The sequence below is a fragment of the Synechococcus sp. WH 5701 genome, assembly GCF_000153045.1.
GTDB classification, from domain to species: Bacteria; Cyanobacteriota; Cyanobacteriia; order PCC-6307; family Cyanobiaceae; genus Regnicoccus_A; species Regnicoccus_A antarcticus.
This window is the reverse complement of sequence record NZ_CH724159.1, coordinates 1289489-1309349: the sequence shown is the minus strand read 5'-3', so window position 1 is coordinate 1309349 and position 19861 is coordinate 1289489. Positions and strand designations below refer to the sequence as shown.

The following is a 19861-nucleotide window of genomic DNA, read 5'->3' as shown; positions in this document are numbered from 1 at the left end:
ACTGGATGCGCCATCAGGAGCAGCACCGCACGTCCCGGGTGGGCTGGCTGCGGGCTGCGGTGCTGGGGGCCAATGACGGCATTGTCTCCACCGCCAGCCTGCTGGTGGGGGTGGCGGCGGCTGAGGCCGACCACGGCGCGATCATGTTGGCCGGAGCGGCCGGCCTGGTGGCCGGAGCGATGTCGATGGCGGCCGGTGAATACGTTTCGGTCAGCTCCCAGGCCGACACCGAGCAGGCCGACCTGGCCCGGGAGCGCCAGGAGCTTGCCGATGACGCGGCGGCGGAACTGGCCGAGCTCACCGGCATCTACGTGCATCGGGGCCTTGAGCCCGCCCTGGCCCATGAGGTGGCGCTGCAGCTCACCCGCCACGATGCCCTGGGCGCCCATGCCCGTGATGAGCTGGGCATCACCGATGCCCTGGCAGCTCGGCCGGTTCAGGCGGCCCTCACCTCGGCGGTGATGTTCTCGATCGGGGCAGCGCTTCCCCTGGGCACAGCCGCTCTCCTGCCCGCCTCCCGCATCACGGTGGTGGTCTCGCTCACCTCGCTGCTGTTCCTGGGGGTGCTGGGTGGAATCTCCGCCAGGGCCGGTGGCGCCAGGCTGAGCACCGGCATCCTGCGAGTCACCATCTGGGGGGCGCTGGCGATGGGGGCCACGGCCCTGATCGGCTCCCTGCTGGGGGTCTCCCCCTGAGCGACTCAGATCGGCGCGGACACCGATAACGTCCTGCCTGCGACCAGCCCCAGGATCCCTTCATGACAGCGTCCCACCGTCGTTGGTCTCTGCTCGCTCTGGTGGGTCTGCCGCTGCTGGTGATGAGCGCAGCAGCGGCCTTCGGACCGAGGCAGCCTGGTCTTCTCCTGTCGGCGGTGGAAGCACCGTCTCCGCCAGCTCCAACTCCAGCTCCAGAGCCGCCCACGGCTCCAGTCACGGTGCTGCTGCCCTCGGAGCCGAGCCTGCCCCTGGCGGCCGATGGCCGCCACTATCCGGTCGTTCCCAGCGATCCCCAGGCCGTGGCTGAGCTGCTGGTGTCTCTCGAGGAAGCCCTGCGCTCGCCCGATACCCCGGCGGAGTCGTTGCCGGCTCTGGGCCACCAGCACCAGGTGATCCTGCGGGTGCTGGCGGTTCGAGAGGGCCAGGCCCAGGAGGTGCGGCGCCGCCTTCCTGGCCGCTGGCAACCCGTGCTGGACCATCACCTGGGCGCCCGCCGTGCCTTCCTCTCCATGCGGCGCCGCGGCCCGGGCAGTGCCACCCTGCCGGCCTGGAGGATCGTGGCACCGGAGCCGGCGGAGAATCTGCTGCGCTACTACCGCAGCGCCGCGGCGGCCACCGGCATCGACTGGGAAGTGCTGGCAGCCGTCAACCTGGTGGAAACGGGAATGGGCCGCATCGATGGGGTTTCCGTTGCTGACGCCCGCGGGCCGATGCAGTTCCTGCCCACCACCTGGGCCCAGCCCGGTGTCGGCAAGGGGGATATCCGCGATCCCCACGATGCCATCCACGCCGCCGCTCGCTACCTGGTGCGCCGGGGCGGGTTGAAGGACATTCGCAAGGGGCTCTGGGGGTACAACAACAGCGACTACTACGGCAAGGCCGTCCTCCACTACGCCGCTCTGCTGCGCGAGGATCCTGCCGCTTACACGGGCCTCTATCACTGGGAAATCCACTTTGCCTCCAATGCCGGGGACCTCTGGCTGCCCGTGGGCTACGCCCAGACCAAACCCATCCCGGTGGCCCTTTACCTCCAGCGTTTCCCCGCCAGCGCCCCGCCGGCCGCCAACCGTGGCGGCTGAGGCAGCCATGATCCGAACGAGTGAAGGAGCTTGTCGACTTGATCCCCGGCCGGGGCTTCTCGATCAGGGTGGGCTTCGGGAGCGCAGGCATTCCAATGGCAGTGGTGGTGAAGTCCTCGGCGGCGAGCGAGGTCGAGTCCCTGGCGGTGTCGTTGAGCAGCCTCACGGCGTTGGTTGTCTGCTTCCTGGTGCTGGCCCTCGGGGTGGGTCAGATCAGCGCGGTGATGCCGAGCCTGGCGGGGGCATCCGCGTCCGCGCCCGATGCCGGCCGCCCTTGAAGATCGGCTCAAGCTGTAGCCGCCTTTGCTGTGGCGGGCTGGTCGGATGAGCGCTCGTTTGGTGCTCGGCCCCGTGCACGTCTGTCCACAGGTGCGGGAATGGCTGGATCTGGAAACGCTGCAGCGCCTGGTGGCCCGTCACCGCCGCGGCGACTGGGGCGAGGTCGATGCTCGTGATGCCAGGGCCAACACCCTGGCGGCCTACCACCAATGCGGCCGGCTGCGCAGCGTTTACAACCTGGGGCAGGGGCTGTGCATCTGGGTGATCACCGACCACCTCGGCACCGACAGCCTGCAGACCACCGTGCTGATTCCCGCCGATGAGTGATCCGGCGCATCCCATGATCGACGCCAGCGGCGCACTCACGGCGATCGCGGAGCGCTTCGACCTCGGCGGCCCGGTCAGCGGCATCGAACCCCTGGGACATGGCAATGTCAACGACACCTATCTGGTGCGGCTGGGGGAACTGGCCCGGCCAGCCGCTGTGCTGCAACGGGTGAACACCAAGGTGTTCACCAGCCCCGAACTGGTGATGGGCAACCTGGTGGCCTTCAGCAATCATGTGGCCAGACGGCTGCTCGAGCCCCCCAGGGAGCTGGCGGGGCGTCGCTGGGAGGTGCCTCGGGTGTACCAGGCCCGCGCCGATGGCTGCCCCTGGGTGTGGGAAGGCTCCAGCTTCTGGCGAGCTCTGGGCTATGTGGAGCGGGCTCAATCGCTGGAGCGGATCGGCCACAGCGGCCATGCCCGTGAAATCGGCTTCGGCCTGGGCATGTTCCACCGGCTGATCAGTGATCTGCCGGTGGAGAGCCTGGCCGACACCCTGGAGGGGTTCCACATCACCCCCAGCTATCTGCGTCAATTCGATCAGGTGCTCGCCAGGCTCGGATCCTCCACAGACCCAGAGCTCAGCGACTGCCTGGCCTTCGTGGAGCAGCGCCGCTCCCTGGTGCCGGTGCTCGAGCAGGCCAAGGCGGCCGGGATCCTGCACCAGCGACCGATCCACGGCGATCCGAAGATCAACAACGTCATGCTCGACCTGGAGGGCGATCATGCCGTCGCCCTCGTCGATCTCGACACCGTCAAACCAGGTCTGGTGCACTACGACATTGGCGACTGCCTGCGCTCGGCCTGCAATCCCCTGGGCGAGGACGCCGCCGACTGGAGGGCTGTTCACTTCGATGTGAGGCTCTGTGAGGCGTTGCTTGGGGGATACGGCAGCGTGGCCAGCTCCTTTCTCACCCCCGCCGACTACGACCACATCGTTGTGGCGATTCGCCTGATCAGCTTCGAGTTGGGGTTGCGCTTCCTCACGGATCATCTCGCCGGGGATGTCTACTTCAAGACCCGCTACAGAGGTCATAACCTGCTGCGGGCCAGGGTTCAGTTCCAGCTCACCGAGAGCATCGAGCGGCAGGAGGCCGCCATTGAGGCCGTTGTGGCGGCGATCCGGTGAAGGCACCCAGCTCAGAGCAGCCTGAGACGGCCTGGCAGTCGTTTGTCCTGCAACCCTTTCAATCCGCAGATGTGCCGCCTGGCCCGATCACTCCCGGTCCTGCCGTTCCCGGAACTGGCCTGGAGCTGACCGGGCAGATCCGCCGCAGGGGCGGGACCCTGGAGCTGCGCTTGCGCCTCGGCGGCGATCCTGAGTCGGTGGTGCTGGCTGAGCCCTCACCCTGGCCCGAGCGCCGCGATGATCTCTGGCTCAGCACCTGTTTCGAGCTCTTCCTGGCCGCGGAGGCGCAGCCGGTTTACTGGGAAGTGAACCTTTCACCGGCTGGCCACTGGAACGTTTACCGCTTCAGCAGCTACCGCCAGGGGATGGAGAACGAGCCCTCCCTGCAGGCGTTGCCCTTCGAGTTCAAGCCAGTGCCCGGCTCGATCGAGCTGGAGCTGGCCTGGGCGCTGCCGGATGACCTTCGCTCCGCCCCTTCAGCCCTTGAGGCTGGGGTCTGTGCGGTGATCGAGCAACGCCAGGGGCAGCTCAGCTACTGGGCCGTGGCCCACCCAGGCAATGAAGCCGACTTTCACCGGCGCGATGGGCTGGTGCTGCGCCTTTGAGTCGCCGGATTGTGTTGGTGGGTGGAAGAGCCCAGAGTGAACCACCACCCCAGGCTCCTGCCCGAAGGCATCGTCATCGTGACATGCCGATCCAGGGACATCTTCGCACATGGGTTGACCATAACATCTTGATTCAACATTCCATCTAGACTGATGATCAATTCCGATTCAATAATTTGTCAGAATTGATACCGTTTTAGTAATCAAAAGTGACCTTCAGTTGTATTCGCCGGGCATATCCTGCTTGGTGATCGTCACCTTGCCGATGCGTTTGCCGGAGGCCCGCAGCAGTTCGTCTCCGGAGACATCGAAGCCCAGGGATGTGGCGATCCTGGCCACGTCATCGGCGGTGGAGGACCCCAGCACCTGGCGCCTGAGCTCCCCATCGTCCTGAACCCTGGCGAGGAAGGCCCTGAGTTGCTCCTGGGACATGGCGGGCGGGCCGAGCGCGATGGCTCCCCAGCATGGCTCCCCCTGGGGAGCAGGGCTCACTCCCCCCACTGACGCAGCAGGTTGGTGTAGCTGCGGCTGATCAGATCGAAGACCTCGTCCTTGCCGTCGCGCTTGAAGATCGCCCGCCGGGCTGTGTCGAGCTCGAACAGCAGCTCCCGCTGATCGGCCCGGCGCACCCGGCTCTGGATCCATCCCACCGCCACCAGGCGCTGCCCATCCCGCACCGGCTCCACCCGGTGCAACTGGGTGCTGGGGTACACCAGGGCATGGCCTGCCGGGCAGCGCAGCGCTTCCTCGTCCGCCGGGCCCTCGAGCACCAGCTCGCCGCCGCTGTAGGTGTCTGGATCACTGAGGAACAGGGTGAAGGAGAGGTCGGAGCGGCCGCCGGCCATGTAGGCATTGTCGACATGGCTTCCGTAGCCCTCGCCCCTGGTGCTGCGGCTGAACAGCACGCCGTGAATACTCACCGGCAGCGCGGCGGCCAGCAGCAGGGGGTGGGCCAGCAGAGCGCTCTGCAGCTGCTCCGCCAGCTGGGCGTGCAACGGGCTGCCGCGCTCCAGCTGGTGGTTGCGCTTGACGGAGCGGGCATGCCAGCCCGCCGTTTCAGCCCCAGGGCGCCAGCTGGCGTGCTCGCTGCTCAGGGCCAAGCACCAGTCCTCCACCTGGTGGGGCTGGAGAAGAGGTTCGAGAACGAAGCGCATGGTGGATGGTGAACAATGGCCGGATTGCAACGTCACGGCCCATGAACCGCTCCAGCCTCGCTCTGTTCCTGGCCACGGCTGGTCTGGCCGCCGGTGTGGCCGGTTGCGGCCAGAGCCAGACCCCCAAGCCCAGCTCTCCGGCGATGGAGAAGCCGGCGATGGAAAAGCCGGCGATGAGCAGCCCCGGCGCTGAGTCCTCCAGCACGGAGGAGAAGTCGGGCTCCCACGACGGCATGAACCATGACGGCATGAAGCCCGAGGACGGTGGAGAGGGGGGCGAGGGTGGAGAAGGGGGCGAAGGCTGAAGCCGGGGCCCACCTGCTCAGCCCGGCTCGCCGCCACGTGTGCTGAGCAGCTCAAGGATCTGATCAGCCCCCACGTCGTTGCGGATCTGCACCTCGCCGATGGCGTTGGGCAGCACGAAGCGCACCAGGCCGCTCCTCACTTTTTTGTCGCTCTGAAGGGTGAGCAGCACCGCCTCTGGATCAAGGGGTGGCAGCTGCAATGGCAGGCCGGCCTTGGCGATCAGGGCGCACTGCCGTTGCTGCTCGGCCGGGCTCCAGAGGCCCATGGCCACCGCAAGCTCACCAGCTGCCACCATCCCCAGCGCCACTGCCTCTCCATGCAGGTAGGTGCCGTAGCCGCAGAGGGTCTCCACCACGTGGCCGAGGGTGTGGCCGTAGTTGAGGATGGCGCGCAAGCCCCCTTCCCGTTCATCGGCGGCCACCACGCGGGCCTTGGCCGCCGCGGAGCGCTCCAGCAGCCGTTGCAGCAGGCTGTCGCCCACCGCCTCCAGGCTGGAGAGGTCGGCGGCGGCCTCCAGCTCGCTGAACAACTCGGGATCACCGATCACGCCGTACTTGATCACCTCGGCCATCCCCGCCCGGAATTCCCGCTCCGGCAGCGTGACCAGGGTGCTTGGGTCGATCAGCACCAGCCTGGGCTGGTGGAAGGCCCCGATCAGGTTCTTGCCGCCGGGGTGGTTCACCCCGGTTTTGCCGCCGATGGAGGCATCCACCATCGCCAGCAGGGTGGTGGGCACCTGCACCACCGCGATCCCGCGCAACCAGGTGGCGGCGGCGAAGCCCGCCATGTCGCCCACCACCCCTCCGCCTAAGGCCACGATCAGAGAGCTCCGCTCCAGCCGCCGGGCCTGGGCCGCGTCATGGATCAGAGCCACGCTGGCGGGTGTTTTCTGATCCTCCCCCGCGTCCAGCACCAGCAGGCTGGGCTCCAGCTCCGCACAGCGCAGGCTCGCGAGGGCCCTGGGGCCATAGAAGCCCTCCACCACCGGGTTGGTCACCACCAGCACCTTGGTGGCGGCCGCCACTCCGCTGGAGCGGATCAGCGGGCCGAGCTGATCGAGGCTGCCCTTGCCGATCAGCACCGAGTACGGCTGGCTGCTGAGGGCCACCTCGATCGAAAGGGGCGGGATCATCTTCGGCCGGTGCGGCAGGCAGGCTGGTCAGGCTAGGTCTGGGCTTGCCAGCCCTCGATCACCGCCAGCACCGCCTCGCCGTAGCGGTCCAGCTTGGCGGCGCCGATGCCGCTCACCTGCCCCAGGTCGGCCAGGCGCACCGGACGCCGCGCCGCCAGCTCCGCCAGGGTGCGGTCGTGGAACACCACGTAGGGGGGCACCCCCTGCTCACGGGCCTGGGCCCGGCGCCAGTCCTTGAGCGCCGTCATCAGACTGGCATCGGCTTCAGGTTCAGCGGCGGCGGCGGCTGCTGCAGCCCGCCTGCGCTCCTGGCGAGGTGGGGCAGCGGGCAGCTCCAGCTTCAGGTCTCCCCGCAGCAGGCTCCTGACCCGCGCCTCCTCCCCCCAGCGCAACCCGCCGCGGCCCTCGGGCACCGGCTCCAGCCAGCCCTGGCTGGTGAGCTGACGCAGCAGGGTGCGCCACTGCTCGCGGTTCAGCTCCTTGCCGATGCCGTACACACTCAGGCTGTGGTGGCCGAGGGATCGCACCCGGGCGGTGTCAGCACCCAGCAGCACATCAGTGAGGTGGGCGGCGCCGAAGCGCTGGCCCGTGCGCCACACCGCCGAGAGTGCCTTCTGGGCCGCCACCGTCCGGTCCTCCAGAACCTGGGGCTCGAGGCAGCGGTCGCAGTTGCCGCAGGGCTCAGCCAGCGTTTCGCCCAGATGGGCCAGCAGCACCTGGCGGCGGCAGCCCGGTGCCTCGGTGAAGCCCACCAGGGCGTCGAGCTTGCCGTGCTCGATCCGCTTCTGGGCGGCGTCGGCCTCGGAGTCTTCGATGAAGCGCCGCAGCTGGGGCACATCCCCCGGCCCGTGCACCATCCAGGCAGTGGCCGGAAGGCCGTCGCGTCCCGCCCGGCCAGTTTCCTGGTAGTAGGCCTCCAGGCTCTTGGGCAGATCCAGATGGGCGACGAAACGCACATCCGGTTTGTCGATGCCCATGCCGAAGGCGATCGTGGCCACCACCACCACGCCACTGTCGTTGCGGAAGCGGCTGAGGGCGCTGGAGCGCTGGCTCGCGTCCATGCCAGCGTGATAGCCCACCGCCCCATGGCCGGCGGCCTGCAGCAGGGCGGCGAAGCTGTCCACCCGGCTGCGGGAGCGGGCGTAGACGATGCCGGCTTCGCCCCGGAACTCCTCCAGGAAGGCCAGCAGCTGCTCCTTGGCCTCCTGCTTGGGCCGCAGCAGGTAACGGATGTTGGGCCGATCGAAGCTGGCCAGAAACACCCGCCCCTGCTCGAGAGCCAGGCGTTCGATGATCTCGCCCCGGGTGCGTGGATCGGCTGTGGCGGTGAGGGCCAGCCGGGGAACCTGCGGGAAGCGCTGGGCCAGGGCCTCCAGCTGCAGATACTCGGGGCGGAAGTCGTGGCCCCACTGGGAGACGCAGTGGGCCTCATCGATCGCGAACAGGGCCAGGGGCCTCTCCTGCAGCCGCTCGAGCAGATCTCCGCCCAGCAGCCGCTCCGGTGAGACGTAGAGCAGATCCAGCTCGCCCCGCAGCAGGCTGCGCCAGAGGACGCTGACGGCTTCGCTCGAGAGGCCGGAGTGCAGGGCCGCCGCCCTCACCCCCGCCTGGCGCAGGGCCAGCACCTGATCGTCCATCAGAGCGATCAGGGGCGAGACCACCACCGCCAGGCCCTCCCGGCACAGGGCGGGCACCTGATAGCAGAGCGATTTGCCGCCACCGGTGGGCATCAGCACCAGACCGGAGCCGCCGGCGATCACGTGCCGCACGATCTCCTCCTGGGGACCACGGAACCGGTCGTAGCCGAACACCTCCCGCAGCACCCGCAGCGGGTCGCTGCCGCCAAAGCTGCTCTGCACGACCCTGGCTCTCGTCATGGTGCGTCCCACAATGGCCCCATGGATGGTTCCCCCGCTGCCTCACCGTCGCCCCGTCGCCGCTTGGCCTGGTGGGGGCGCAGCGCCACGGCCTGGGGCTTTCTGACGCCGGCGCTGCTGCTGCTGAGTGTTTCGGTGCTGGTTCCGGCCGCGATGGCCCTGGTGATCAGCTTCACCGCCACCGGTCTTGATGTGAGCGAACCGCTGCGCTTCATCGGCCTGGCCAACATCCGGCGGCTGCTGGCCGATCCGGTGTTCCTGCAGGTGCTGGGCACCACCTTCCTCTATCTGATCGGAGTGGTGCCGCCGATCGTCCTGGGATCCCTCGCCCTGGCCGTCCTGGTGAACCGCCAGCTGCCCGGCATCCACCTCTTCCGTGCCGCCTTCTACACCCCGGTGCTGGTCTCGATCGTGGTGGCGGCCATCGCCTTCCGTTGGCTGTATGCCGAAAATGGCCTGATCAACGGCTGGCTGGCGGCCTGGCTTGGAGAGGCCTTCACGCCGATCGGTTTCCTCACCACCCCCTGGCTGGCGCTGCCGGCGGTGATGCTCGTGACCCTCTGGAAGGGCCTGGGCTACTACATGGTGATCTTTCTCTCGGGCCTCCAGGGCATCTCGCCGGAGCTCTACGAAGCCGCCGCTCTCGATGGCAGCGAGGGCTGGCGGCGCCATCTCGACATCACCCTGCCGTTGCTTCGGCCCTACATCACCCTGGTGGGGGTGATCTCCGCCATCGCCGCCACCAAGGTGTTCGAGGAGGTGTATCTGATGACCCAGGGGGGGCCGGCCGATTCCACCCGCACCCTCGTCTATTACGTCTACGACCAGGCCTTCTCTGAGCTGGAGATCAGCTACGCCTGCACGGTGGGTCTGGCCCTGTTTCTGATCGTGCTGATCTTCAGCCTGCTGCGCTTCCTGGCGGTGGGCGAGAAGGGCTTCAGCTGAGGCGGCCCAAGGGGGGGGTGGGCGAGGGAATGGCAAGCTTCTGAATTGGCGCGTGGCCCTGGCGCCGCGTGGTCGGGGAGGTCAGCGATGGGCGGCAGTATCGGCGTGGTGGGGGGCGGCCAACTGGCCTGGATGCTTGCCGCGGCCGCCAGGAAGCAGGGTGTGGAGCTGCATGTTCAGACTCCGGAGCTCTCCGATCCCGCCGCACGGCTGGCCACCAGCGTGGTGCGGGCGCCGTTGGCCGATCTGGCGGCCTCCCGTCGTCTGGCCGAGAGGGCGTCGGCGATCAGTTTCGAGAACGAATGGCTTGACCTTGCGGCCCTTGCGGCGCTGGAGCAGGAGGGCGTGGTCTTCATCCCCCGGCTGGAGTCCCTGGCGGATCTGGTCTGCAAGCGCCGTCAGCGCCAGCTGCTGGAGCGGTTGCACCTCCCCTCGCCGCGCTGGTTCCCGTTGGAGCAGCTGCTGACTCCGCCGGCGGCGGCCGAGCTGGAGGATGCGCCGTTGGCCGGGGCCGAGGAGCCTGCCGGCGAAGCGGCTGAGCCAGAGCTGCCCCTGCCGCCCCAGCTTCCGCAGGGGTTTGACTTCCCGTTGATGGCCAAGGCGGTACGGGGGGGGTACGACGGCCGCGGCACCCGGGTGATCCGCAGCCAGGCGGAACTGGAGGCCCTGATCGAGGCGGTGGATCCCAGCCTGTGGCTGCTGGAGGAGTTCGTGGCTTTCGAGCAGGAGCTGGCGCTGGTGGCCTGCCGCGATCACCTCGGGGCGGTTCAGTGCTACCCCCTGGTGGAGACGCACCAGCATGATCAGGTCTGCGACTGGGTGCTTGCACCAGCTGCCGCCAGCCAGGCGGTGGAGGCCCGCGCCCGCAACGTGGCGGCCTCGCTGCTGGCAGCCCTCGATTACGTCGGTGTGCTCTCGATCGAGTTTTTCTACGGACGCACGGGCCTCCTGATCAACGAGCTCGCCCCGCGCACGCACAACTCCGGCCACTACACGATCGAAGCGTGTCGCACCAGCCAGTTCGCCCAGCAGGTGCGCATCGTCTCGGGACAGCCCCTCGGGGACAACTCCATGACGCTGAGCGGCGCGTTGATGGTGAACCTGCTGGGTTTCGAGACCTCCACGGCGGCCTACGCCAGGCAACGCCAGGCCCTGGAGACCCTTCCAGCCGCCCACCTGCACTGGTATGGCAAACGTCTGGCCCGGCCCGGGCGCAAGCTGGGTCACATCACCCTGGAGCTCAAGGCCTCAGGTGCGGCTGAGCGGGCCAGGGAGGCAGCCCTGAGGCTGGCTGAGGTCCGGGCAATCTGGCCACTGCCACCAGCCCGTACCCCTTAGAGTTTCCTCGGACTGCTGTGTTGGTGACTGCCTTTCACAGTTTCTGATCTGACTCCCTCTTCGACGTGGGTGGTCTGTCGCGACGGTGACGTACACCGGCCTCGTTGCCGGAAACGAAGCCCCGCTTTGACTGCTCCTCTGGTACTACCAGGTCGAACACTGGGGCAAGACGGCACAGCGGTTCACCCTCTTAACCCTCGAGACAGAGCAGCTCCAGGCGTTCCTGGAGCTGCTCCCTTGACCAGGTGGTCAGCACGAACACCTCCTGGGCCGAGCTGCCGCGACGGGCCAGCAGCTTGTAGCCCCCGTTGATCGGAACCGACACCCGCAGGCGCAGGCGTGGGCTGTGTCCCTTGACACGACTGATCACGGCCGGGGTGATCGTGTCGATGCCCTCGTCCCGGGCCAGGACCTTGAGCACCGGGATCAGGCCTTCCACGTAGGTGCTGTGGGTGATCACCACCCGGCCCATGGGTATTTCTCTCCGTTGGCCAACCCTAGGCAGGCCCGCTAGGACGATGAAGCCCTACGCCGACTCACGGTGGTCCTCACACGCGCATCGCTCAGTCTTGAGCTCAGCCGCCAGCTTGGCGAAGCCGTTGAGGTACTCACCCTGGCTCAGCCCCTGCGGCGCCAGGTGCGTGGCCTGGCGGTCTGCTCTGGACGGGTGTTCAGCTATGTGTTCGATGGGGGTGCCCTGACACTGCAGGTGCGCAACCTGCTCGAGCTCAGCGTCTGTCCTCAGGACAATGCCCTCATGGGCCTGGCCTGAACCCTCTTGTTAAGCGGCGCTTGTGTCTCCACTGTCCCGTGGGGATCACTCCCGCTCCAGAGGTGCCATCGTCAGGCCCTCCTGGCTGAGTTGCTGGTGGTAAAGCTCGGCCTGCTCCTGCGGCCCGCTCCAGACCACGGCAGAACCCTGGGAGTCGATCTGATGGGCCAGTTCCCAGGCCCGGTCGGGTCCCATGCCCGGCAAATAGCGCACCAGGCAATTCACCACGTGCTGGAAGGTGTTGACGTCGTCGTCGAGCACAACGACCCGGAGATGGGGATAGCGCTGGCGTTGCCGGATCCCCGCCGGGATCGTCTGGACTCCCGGAGCTGCCATCGATGGACTGCGTTTGAGGCCGCCTCATCTTAGGTAAAGTCAGGATCACCGTTGCTTGGGCGATCTCATGCTCATCACCTTCGCCTGGGCTTCCCTGGCTGCCCTGTTCAGCTTCTCGATTGCCATGGTGGTCTGGGGCCGCAACGGCGACGGCACGATCAATTTCTGATCGCCCCAGGGCCCACTCCACACCCGGATGCCTCACTTTTTCCTCTCCAGCACCAATGTCCTGGCACTGACCGCCTCGGTGTTGCTGGTTTTCGTCACGGTCGGGGTGATCTACCTTTCCGCGGTCGAATGGCGTGACCGACGCCGGGCCAAGCGGCCCTCACGGCTGCCCTCGGGTCGCCTGTCCTCCGGGCGACGGTGACCTCAGCACGTCCAGAACCCCTGGCCGCCTCGACCCAGGACTGGCCCCGACCGGGTCGTCCATCTGCTCACCCTGGTGGAGCCGCAACGGTCCTGGGACAGAAACCAGCTCGACCGCAGCGAGATGCTGGTGCTCACGGCTCAATCTCGGCTGGTTGAAACTGGGCCTCGATGGCGCCAGCAAAGCCCTGCGCTGGGAATGCAACGACCTGGGCGGCCCGGTAAGGCGACGCACCACGCTGTACGCCATGACCTCACCCCAACCATGACCCTCTCCCTGCCGCGCTGGAAGGGTCTGCCGCCTGCCCCCCGTCTGGGGCCCCTGCCGATCACCTCGACGGTGATCGCTCTGCTGGTGTTGGCTCCGGCCAGCCAGCTCCACCGCTTTCCCCGCTCCAACGCCGAGGGGCTGGAGCGGGTGGTGGGCGTGGCCACCCTGGTTCAGAGCTTCCAGTCGGGTGATGCCAGGCCGGTGCCGCTGCTCTGGCAGGAGCGTCTGGGCCCAGAGCCGGCTGCCCGGCTCTGGGCACGCCAGCGCGGGACCTGGTGGCAGTTCTGGGGGCGGGAAGGGTCGGCCCACCTGGTGGTGCCGGGCCGGCTGTTCGGCCCCCAGGCCAGCGCTGCTCTGCCGGCCCGTGCCGTGCGGGTGGACGATCTGGTGGTGATCGCTCCCGATCCCCTGTCTCACCAGACGCTGCAGCAGCAACTGCGCCGCACCTCCCGGCCGCCCCGGGGCCTGGAGCAACGCTGCGTCAACCTGTTGCGCAGCCGCCAGGCGGTGGTCTGGACCAAGCTCGCCCTGGCTCAGATCTCCGGTGATCTCGCCCCGCTGCTGCAGCGCTTCCAGCAGGGCTGTCTCACGGTGAGTGCGGAGGCCGACGGCCTCAGCTGGCAGGGGGAGGCCAGCGCCAAGCCCGATTCGGTGGCTCCTGCCCCATCGCTGCCGCCGGAGCCCGCCCCAAGCCGCGGCGAGCCCCTGCCTGCCGATCTGCTTCTGGAGGTCACCGGGGCCCGGCTGGATCAGCTCCTCGACGCTCTGCTCAGCAATGCTGTGATCCGGCAACCGCTGATGGACCGCTACGGCCTCGACCAGGCCGCCCTGGAGCGCCTGCAGAGCACCCCGTTCCTTCTGCGCCTCAGACCCCAGCCCAAGGGCCCATTCCTGGCGTCGCTGGAGTTGCAACTGGCGGTGGGTCAGGAGCGTTCCGGCTGGACCCGCTGGTTGTCGGCCCTGAGCCAGGCCCTGGAGCGCCAGGGCCTGAGCGACCAGCGCTCCCCTTCGAGCGCCGGGCCGGCAACGTCGGCCACCGCTGTACAGGTCAAATTGCCCAGCAGTCTCTGGCTGCGCGATGACGGAACCCCCCTGGGAGGCTGGCGCTGGGTGGTGCCGGCCTCCGGTGGCGCCCCGGAGTTGTTGTTCGTGCTTGGCGCAGCTCTGCCCGGCGCTGAGCGCTTCGCGGCGGCCACGCCTCCGGCGGGCGGTGGGCTCAGCCTGCGGGCCAGACCAGATGCCCTCGCCGCCCTTGGGCTGCTGCCCCCTGACCTGCCGGCGGTGGCCCGGCGCTCCACCCAGCTGGAAATCCTGTCGGCTCCTGCGGCAGCCCCCAAGCCAGGTGCCTCTCCTGGTGGCGATGCGGGGTTGTCGTGGCTGTGGGGCTCTCTGATGCTGGAGGCTCCCACTCCGCCACCTGCGGCCACGGCCCAACCTGCCCAAGCCCCTCAAGCAGCCTCAGAGGCCCACTCTGGATCTGACAAGCCTGTCGGGCGTTAACGACTGGCCGTTGACTGGTCAGCCCCCCTGGGGCGCGGCTGGAGGGTTCGGTTCCGGCGCCACGGTGGCTTCGGTTTCTCCAGCGTTGCTGGTGACAGTGCTGCTGTCAGGGGTGACCTTGCTCTCCCGGGCCTGCCGTTCGCGCCGGCGACGTTCGGCCGCCAGGGTCTCCTCCATCAGCTCGACGGCCTGGGCCATCTTCTCAAGGGTGCTGGCGTAAAGGGTCAGGTCCTTGTCGACCCGCTCCTTCATCAGACCCATGGATTCGCCGATCTCATGGGCGGCCTGCCGGAGAGCCTGGGGCTCCACGGCTTCGGCGCCGCGGGCATGCTGCAGCAAGCTGAGCAGCCCTACGGCGAACAGGCGCGAGTAGTGGAAGTCAGCCCTGTCGATGCCGGCAAGTACCCCGGCGATCGGTTCAGGCGCACCCTGGCCCCGCTGGGCCAGCCACTGCTTCACCTCATCGAGGCTGTGCTCCCCCACCGCCTTCACGGCGGCGGCGTGCTGCGCGCGAATCTGCTGGGCATCGAAGCCCGACGAGGCGCAGAGGGCGGCGAAGAGGGGCTCACTCTGCTGCTGGGGCCGGTAGCCCTTGGCAAAGCCATCAAAAACCTGGGTGAGGCCCACGGCAAACAGGCCGTCGCTGTGAAATCCGCTCTGCCGGCTGAGCAGATGCAACTCGACGAGCAGCTCATCGACCATGCGCCGGTACAGAGGACCGATCACGTAGGGAAAGGCTGCGTGGAAGGCACGCTTGCTGTCAGCAACGGTGAGGCAGGCGCTCACACTCATCCGCTCGAATGAATGGACCTTAGCGCTGCACCCCCCCGAGCCGATCGGGCGGCGGGCGCGCCGTCCTCGGTAGGATCGACCGAGTTGCTTTGCCGTTGCCGATGATCCCGATCGTGATTGAGGATTCGGGCCGGGGTGAGCGCGCCTTTGATATCTACTCCAGGCTGCTGCGCGAACGGATCATCTTTCTGGGCGAACCGGTGACCGCAGAATCCGCCAATCGGGTGGTGGCCCAGCTGCTTTTTCTGGAGGCGGAAGATCCTGAGAAAGATATTTTTCTCTACATCAACTCCCCCGGTGGATCCGTCTACGACGGCCTTGGCATCTTCGACACGATGCAGCACATCAAGCCCGACGTGCAGACCGTCTGTGTGGGGCTGGCCGCCAGCATGGGCGCCTTTCTGCTCACGGCAGGAGCCAAGGGCAAGCGCAGCAGCCTGCACCATTCACGCATCATGATTCACCAGCCCCTGGGTGGGGCCCGCGGGCAGGCCAGCGATATCCGCATTCAGGCGGACGAAATCCTCTACCTCAAGGACAAGCTGAACAGGGAGCTCTCCGATCGCACCGGCCAGCCCCTGGATCGAATCCAGATCGACACCGACCGCGACTTTTTCATGTCGCCGGCCGAAGCTGTGAGTTATGGACTGATCGACAAAGTGATCGAAAAGCGCCCCGTGCGGCCGGTCTGAGCTGAGCCCAGGCGAGTGGCCCCAGCCATGAAAGCTGAGGCCACGATAAAAAATAGAAATAATTACAGGTTTTTAGCGTCTCAGTGAAAAAGGCTTGAACTGAGTCCTTGAATGAGAATCATTGGTTGATCTTCATTCTCTGTCGGAGATCTCCAGGCCGTTCTTGCTGCCCTTGAGTTCTTTCCAGAGCATGCGTATCTCGTCGTATGCCTGATCCTGATTGAGCTTGCCATTGCTCTGAAGGCCAACGATCAGCCCGACGCGGTCGGCGAAACGCTCCAGATTCTGGTGAAAGGCCAGCCGCTGCGGACTCCAGTCGTCGCCGTGGTAGGCGCTGAACGACTCCATCGGAGAGCGGGTGCTGCTCAAGACCTGAACGCGTAATGATTCAGGCTAAACACTCGATCGAGCTGGGCGGGAGAAGGTTCGGTTAAGAACTCGGCCCCGCCTGTAGCCCCGCCCCCGCCAACAACCCTGTCCCGTCCGCTTGGTCAGGCGGCAGGCAGCAGGGGTGAGAAGCGGTCCTTCTCAGGGATGGTTGTGAACTCGGCCACCACCGCCCGGAACTCATCGCCATCGAGGGTTTCCTTCTCGATCAGCATCTCCACGAGGCGGTCCATGCAATCGCGGTGGCTGGCCACCAGGGCCTGGGTGTCGCGGTAGCAGAGGTCGACGATGCTGCGGATCTGCTCGTCGATCCGGCGGGAGATGGAATCGGAGACATCACTGCGGGTAATCAGGTCGCGCCCGAGGAAGACCTCCTGATTGCCGGCCTCCAGCGATACCGGCCCAAGATCGCTCATCCCGAAGCGGGTCACCATCTGGCGGGCCATGCTCGCCACCTGCTGAATGTCACCACCGGCTCCGGTGGTGACCTCGGCGTGGCCAAAGACCACGTCTTCCGCGACCCGTCCGCCGAGGGCTCCCATGATGCGGGCCTTGAGCTGGGCACGGCTCACGAGCATCTGCTCCTCATCCGGGGCGAACCAGGTGAGTCCTTGGGCCTGGCCGCGGGGGACGAGGGTGACCTTCTGGACAGGATCGTGGTCTTTGACCAGGGTGCCCACCAGGGCATGGCCCACTTCGTGGTAAGCAATCAGGCGCTTGCTGCGGCCGTCGGTGAGGGGTTTTCCTTCCATGCCGGCGATCACCCGATCGACAGCGTCATCAATCTCGGCCAGCGTGGTGGCTTCCTTGCGGCGGCGCGCTGTGAGGATGGCCGCCTCGTTGAGAAGATTGGCCAGGTCGGCGCCGGTGAACCCAGGGGTTCGGCGGGCGACGGCCTCGAGGGACACGTCCTCGGCAAGCTTCTTGTTGCGGGAGTGGACCTTGAGAATCGAGAGCCGTCCCTTGATGTCGGGAGCGTCGACGCTCACCTGACGATCGAAACGGCCCGGACGCATCAGCGCCGAATCGAGCACGTCTGGCCTGTTGGTGGCGGCGATGATGATAATGCCGCTGTTGCCCTCGAAGCCGTCCATCTCGGTCAGCAGCTGGTTGAGGGTCTGCTCCCGCTCGTCGTTACCGCCGCCGATGCCGGCTCCACGCTGACGTCCCACCGCATCGATCTCATCGATGAAGATCAGGCAGGGGCTGTTTTCCTTGGCCCGCTTGAACAGATCGCGCACGCGGCTGGCGCCGACACCCACGAACATCTCGACGAATTCAGAACCGGAGAGGGAGAAGAAGGGAACACCAGCTTCACCGGCGATGGCCTTGGCCAGCAGGGTCTTGCCGGTGCCGGGAGGTCCCACCAGCAGCACACCCTTGGGAATCTTGGCGCCCACGGACGTGAAGCGTTCGGGCTGCTTCAAGAAGGTGACCACTTCCTCGAGATCTTCTTTGGCCTCCTCCACGCCGGCCACGTCATCGAACATGACGCCGGTTTCAGCCTCCATGGCGAAACGGGCCTTGGTCTTGCCGAACTGCATGGCCTGGCCAGGTCCACCGGGCATCGACGAAGACCGACGGGCCAGGAAGATCAGCGAGCCGATCAGCAGCAGTGGGAAGAGCAGATTGCCGAGGATCCCCAGAGCCGGTGGGGTCGTGCGGGGAGGGTGGATGTCGAAGCTGATGCCCTGGGCCTTGAGGTTGTTGATCAGCTCGGGGGCAAGCCCTGGCAGATCGACCCGCAGGCGCTGCACACGGTTGTCAAGATCGGGATCCACCGCTTCGATCACGGCACTGCGGCCCCCATCGAAGATGTCGACTGCCGTGACCCGTCCGGCCTCGATGTAGTCGAGGAAACGGCCGTAGCTCATCCGCGCCACCGCCGCATTGCGCGGAGCCACCGTGTCGGTGCGTCCCTCAGGGGTGAACCGGCTGGCGCCGCCGTTCCCCAGCACCTGCCAGCCAAGGAAAAGGGCCACTCCGAGCGGGAGCAGCCAGAGAGCGAACAGACGCCAGCGCTGATTCATGGCTGAGGGGAATTTTTAACAAGTGTAAAGCGCGCAACCCGCGGCCGAGAGTCTCCGGCCGCTGTGCCACTGATTTCAGCTTGTCATGGTTGCCCCGAGCCGTGCGCTCTGGTGACAGAGCTTCAGCGGATCGTCAGCCAGGCTGGATCGTCGCTGGCCTCGACACCATCGGGATCGGGGGGTTCGATCAGCAGCTCGGCGCTTGGGAGAGTTTCCAGCAGTTCAGGCCCCCCCAGGCCATGGGTCCAGATTTCCAGCTCTGCCCCCTTGGGAGCCTGGAAACTGAGCAGCTCAAAGGGGAAAATGACCCTCTCCAAGTAGAACTCGCCAGGCCCGCACGAGCGCAGGATCACCATACGGTCGCTGGAATTGCGATAGCCGCAGGAGAGCAGGGCCAAAGGAGGAGTTTCATCGGGATTCAACCATCAAGCCACCATCCATCCTTGGCTTTGGTCACGGTCAGCACCGTTCGGCTTTCTTAAGGTTTTCTTGATATGTAGGAGGTGGGCGGTCTGGCGTTGCAGGACTCCTGGTCCCGGGTCTCAGAGGCTGCGCAGGGCCACGATCGGATCCAGCCGGGAGGCCCGGCGAGCCGGCACCACCCCGAAGAACAGGCCGATCGAACCCGAGAGGCCCACCGTGAAGAGCACACTGCCGCTGTCGATCGAGGCCGGTAGGGGGGTGAAGCGGCTCACCGCCGCCACCGTGCCCAGGCCCACGGCGCTGCCGATCAGGCCGCCGAGGCTGGCCAGCACCAGGGATTCCACCAGGAACTGCAGCAGCACATCGCCGCTGCGGGCCCCCACCGCCTTGCGCAACCCGATCTCCTGGGTGCGCTCACTCACCGACACCAGCATGATGTTCATGATGCCGATGCCGCCCACCAGCAGCGAGACGCCGCCGATCGCGCCCAGCATCAAGGTCAGTCCTCCGGTGATCGTGCCCACGATCGAAAGGGCGTCCTGCTGGGAGCGCACGGCGAAATCGTCTTCTCTGAGGATGCGGTGGCGCTGGCGTAGCAGGTTGGTGATCTGGAACTTGGCAGCACTGGTGCTGGCCTCGTCGCGGGCCTCAGCGCTGATGAAGGTGAGCACCACCCCGTAGGTGGGGTCACGGCCGCTCAGCTTGCTCACCATCGTCGAGAGCGGGATGTAGGCGGCTTCGTCCTGGTTGGTGCCGAAGGCGGCGCCCTTGGCAGCCGTCACGCCGATCACCTCGAAGGACTGATCGCGGATGCGCAGGGACTGGCCGATGGCTGAGCCCGAGGGGAGCAGCTTCTGCTTGAGATCCGGGCCGATCACGGCCACGTTGCGGGCCCCCTTGATGTCGTCGTCGCTGAAGAATCGCCCCTGGGCGATCTCAAAGCGCCGCACCGGCAGAAACTCCGGCGTGATGCCCGATACCGAGGCGTTGGAGCTGTTCCCGCCCGACTGAACCACCTCGTTGATCGTGATCTGGGGGGCGACCCGGCGCACACTCGGCACCTGCTCGGCGATCGCCTCGGCGTCCTCCAGTACCAGGGTGCGTGGATTTTCGATCCCCTGGCGGCGGGTGTCGTTGTTGCCGGGCACCACGAAGAGCACGTTGGCCCCAAGGGTGTTGAGCTGGCCTTCCGCCAGGTTCTGGGCCCCCTTGCCTACCCCCACCAGGGTGATCACCGAGGCATTGCCGATCACGATCCCCAGCATGGTCAGCAGGCTGCGCAGCCGGTTGGCCTTGAGGGTGTTGAGAGCCATCCCGACGGTTTCCGCCAGGGGCAGTTTCGAGGCCATGGCCGCCAGCAGCGTTCAGTGCCGCATCATGGCCAGCGGCTGCCGCCGCCGGCGCT

25 protein-coding genes and 1 other RNA gene are annotated in these 19861 nt (G+C 67.0%); 15 read left to right on the top strand and 11 right to left on the bottom strand.

The features are described 5' to 3' along the window. The first annotated feature begins 5 nt into the window (after positions 1-5). The 6 genes from WH5701_RS07565 (at position 6) to WH5701_RS07540 (ending at position 4132) form a co-directional block, all read left to right on the top strand. Positions 6-695, top strand: a complete 690-nt coding sequence (locus tag WH5701_RS07565) for a VIT family protein (protein ID WP_006171571.1) — start codon at positions 6-8, stop codon at positions 693-695. A gap of 62 nt (positions 696-757) precedes the next feature. Next, positions 758-1795, top strand: coding sequence for a lytic transglycosylase domain-containing protein (locus WH5701_RS07560; protein ID WP_071934230.1), 1038 nt, complete (start codon positions 758-760; stop codon positions 1793-1795). Between the two features lie 20 nt (positions 1796-1815). After that, on the top strand, positions 1816-2073 hold the full coding sequence (locus WH5701_RS07555) for a hypothetical protein (protein ID WP_006171566.1): 258 nt from the start codon (positions 1816-1818) through the stop codon (positions 2071-2073). Between the two features lie 46 nt (positions 2074-2119). Continuing rightward, positions 2120-2401, top strand: a complete 282-nt coding sequence (locus WH5701_RS07550) for a hypothetical protein (protein WP_006171565.1) — start codon at positions 2120-2122, stop codon at positions 2399-2401. After that, positions 2394-3527 (top strand): phosphotransferase enzyme family protein, encoded by a 1134-nt coding sequence (locus tag WH5701_RS07545; RefSeq protein ID WP_037979776.1) that lies wholly within the window; start codon positions 2394-2396, stop codon positions 3525-3527. The genes WH5701_RS07550 and WH5701_RS07545 overlap by 8 nt, the downstream gene beginning before the upstream one ends. Then, positions 3524-4132, top strand: coding sequence for a DOMON-like domain-containing protein (locus tag WH5701_RS07540; protein WP_006171561.1), 609 nt, complete (start codon positions 3524-3526; stop codon positions 4130-4132). Before WH5701_RS07545 ends, WH5701_RS07540 begins: the two co-directional genes overlap by 4 nt. A 216-nt stretch (positions 4133-4348) precedes the next feature. On the opposite strand, the gene WH5701_RS07535 is transcribed toward WH5701_RS07540, so the two are convergent. Both WH5701_RS07535 and WH5701_RS07530 read right to left on the bottom strand, forming a co-directional pair. Then, positions 4349-4564, bottom strand: coding sequence for a Nif11-like leader peptide family natural product precursor (locus WH5701_RS07535; protein WP_006171559.1), 216 nt, complete (start codon positions 4562-4564; stop codon positions 4349-4351). A gap of 56 nt (positions 4565-4620) precedes the next feature. Further along, complete coding sequence (locus WH5701_RS07530; protein WP_006171558.1) at positions 4621-5286, bottom strand: Fe2+-dependent dioxygenase; 666 nt, start codon at positions 5284-5286, stop codon at positions 4621-4623. 41 nt (positions 5287-5327) lie between these two features. On the opposite strand from WH5701_RS07530, the gene WH5701_RS07525 reads away from it, so the two are divergent. Continuing rightward, positions 5328-5591 (top strand): hypothetical protein, encoded by a 264-nt coding sequence (locus WH5701_RS07525; protein ID WP_006171556.1) that lies wholly within the window; start codon positions 5328-5330, stop codon positions 5589-5591. Positions 5592-5608: 17 nt separating this feature from the next. Here WH5701_RS07525 and aroB read toward each other — a convergent pair whose 3' ends face one another. After that, positions 5609-6724: a 3-dehydroquinate synthase gene (gene aroB, locus WH5701_RS07520; RefSeq protein ID WP_006171555.1), complete on the bottom strand. Its 1116-nt coding sequence runs from the start codon at positions 6722-6724 to the stop codon at positions 5609-5611. A gap of 32 nt (positions 6725-6756) precedes the next feature. Then, a complete protein-coding gene (recQ, locus tag WH5701_RS07515) occupies positions 6757-8601 on the bottom strand; it encodes a DNA helicase RecQ (RefSeq protein ID WP_050751399.1) in 1845 nt (614 codons plus the stop codon). 21 nt (positions 8602-8622) lie between these two features. Here recQ and WH5701_RS07510 point away from each other — a divergent pair, with 21 nt between their 5' ends. The 3 genes from WH5701_RS07510 (at position 8623) to ssrS (ending at position 11072) form a co-directional block, all read left to right on the top strand. Next, positions 8623-9546 (top strand): carbohydrate ABC transporter permease, encoded by a 924-nt coding sequence (locus WH5701_RS07510; RefSeq protein WP_050751398.1) that lies wholly within the window; start codon positions 8623-8625, stop codon positions 9544-9546. Between the two features lie 87 nt (positions 9547-9633). Continuing rightward, complete coding sequence (locus tag WH5701_RS07505; protein ID WP_006171551.1) at positions 9634-10884, top strand: 5-(carboxyamino)imidazole ribonucleotide synthase; 1251 nt, start codon at positions 9634-9636, stop codon at positions 10882-10884. A 6-nt stretch (positions 10885-10890) separates the two neighbouring features. Continuing rightward, a non-coding RNA gene (gene ssrS / locus WH5701_RS16780) (6S RNA) lies at positions 10891-11072 on the top strand. Positions 11073-11074: 2 nt separating this feature from the next. Here the strand turns inward: ssrS and WH5701_RS07500 are convergent. Then, the gene (locus WH5701_RS07500; RefSeq protein WP_006171550.1) at positions 11075-11356 is read right to left on the bottom strand and encodes a DUF2103 domain-containing protein; all 282 of its coding nucleotides are present in this window, start codon (positions 11354-11356) and stop codon (positions 11075-11077) included. 69 nt (positions 11357-11425) lie between these two features. On the opposite strand from WH5701_RS07500, the gene WH5701_RS07495 reads away from it, so the two are divergent. Beyond that, positions 11426-11656 carry a hypothetical protein gene (locus WH5701_RS07495; protein WP_006171548.1) on the top strand — a complete coding sequence of 77 codons (231 nt, stop codon included), beginning with the start codon at positions 11426-11428 and terminating at the stop codon, positions 11654-11656. Between the two features lie 45 nt (positions 11657-11701). Here WH5701_RS07495 and clpS read toward each other — a convergent pair whose 3' ends face one another. Then, entirely contained in the window at positions 11702-11992 is a 291-nt protein-coding gene (gene clpS / locus WH5701_RS07490) for an ATP-dependent Clp protease adapter ClpS (RefSeq protein ID WP_006171546.1), read from the bottom strand. 67 nt (positions 11993-12059) lie between these two features. Here clpS and petN point away from each other — a divergent pair, with 67 nt between their 5' ends. The 3 genes from petN (at position 12060) to WH5701_RS07480 (ending at position 14132) form a co-directional block, all read left to right on the top strand. Then, complete coding sequence (gene petN / locus WH5701_RS07485) at positions 12060-12161, top strand: cytochrome b6-f complex subunit PetN (protein ID WP_037980694.1); 102 nt, start codon at positions 12060-12062, stop codon at positions 12159-12161. 27 nt (positions 12162-12188) lie between these two features. Next, positions 12189-12362, top strand: a complete 174-nt coding sequence (locus WH5701_RS18020; RefSeq protein ID WP_006171544.1) for a hypothetical protein — start codon at positions 12189-12191, stop codon at positions 12360-12362. A gap of 264 nt (positions 12363-12626) precedes the next feature. Next, positions 12627-14132: a hypothetical protein gene (locus WH5701_RS07480; RefSeq protein ID WP_006171542.1), complete on the top strand. Its 1506-nt coding sequence runs from the start codon at positions 12627-12629 to the stop codon at positions 14130-14132. 18 nt (positions 14133-14150) lie between these two features. On the opposite strand, the gene psb29 is transcribed toward WH5701_RS07480, so the two are convergent. Then, positions 14151-14918: a photosystem II biogenesis protein Psp29 gene (psb29, locus tag WH5701_RS07475; RefSeq protein WP_255346395.1), complete on the bottom strand. Its 768-nt coding sequence runs from the start codon at positions 14916-14918 to the stop codon at positions 14151-14153. A 107-nt stretch (positions 14919-15025) separates the two neighbouring features. On the opposite strand from psb29, the gene clpP reads away from it, so the two are divergent. Continuing rightward, entirely contained in the window at positions 15026-15616 is a 591-nt protein-coding gene (gene clpP, locus WH5701_RS07470; protein WP_006171539.1) for an ATP-dependent Clp endopeptidase proteolytic subunit ClpP, read from the top strand. 132 nt (positions 15617-15748) lie between these two features. Here clpP and WH5701_RS07465 read toward each other — a convergent pair whose 3' ends face one another. The 4 genes from WH5701_RS07465 to WH5701_RS07450 form a co-directional block, all read right to left on the bottom strand. Further along, positions 15749-15985, bottom strand: a complete 237-nt coding sequence (locus tag WH5701_RS07465) for a hypothetical protein (protein ID WP_006171537.1) — start codon at positions 15983-15985, stop codon at positions 15749-15751. A gap of 122 nt (positions 15986-16107) precedes the next feature. Next, positions 16108-18033 carry an ATP-dependent zinc metalloprotease FtsH gene (gene ftsH, locus WH5701_RS07460; RefSeq protein ID WP_006171535.1) on the bottom strand — a complete coding sequence of 642 codons (1926 nt, stop codon included), beginning with the start codon at positions 18031-18033 and terminating at the stop codon, positions 16108-16110. A gap of 122 nt (positions 18034-18155) precedes the next feature. Beyond that, positions 18156-18455, bottom strand: coding sequence for a DUF1830 domain-containing protein (locus WH5701_RS07455; protein ID WP_232201804.1), 300 nt, complete (start codon positions 18453-18455; stop codon positions 18156-18158). A 120-nt stretch (positions 18456-18575) separates the two neighbouring features. Continuing rightward, entirely contained in the window at positions 18576-19805 is a 1230-nt protein-coding gene (locus tag WH5701_RS07450; protein ID WP_006171532.1) for an ABC transporter permease, read from the bottom strand. Positions 19806-19861: the final 56 nt, after the last annotated feature.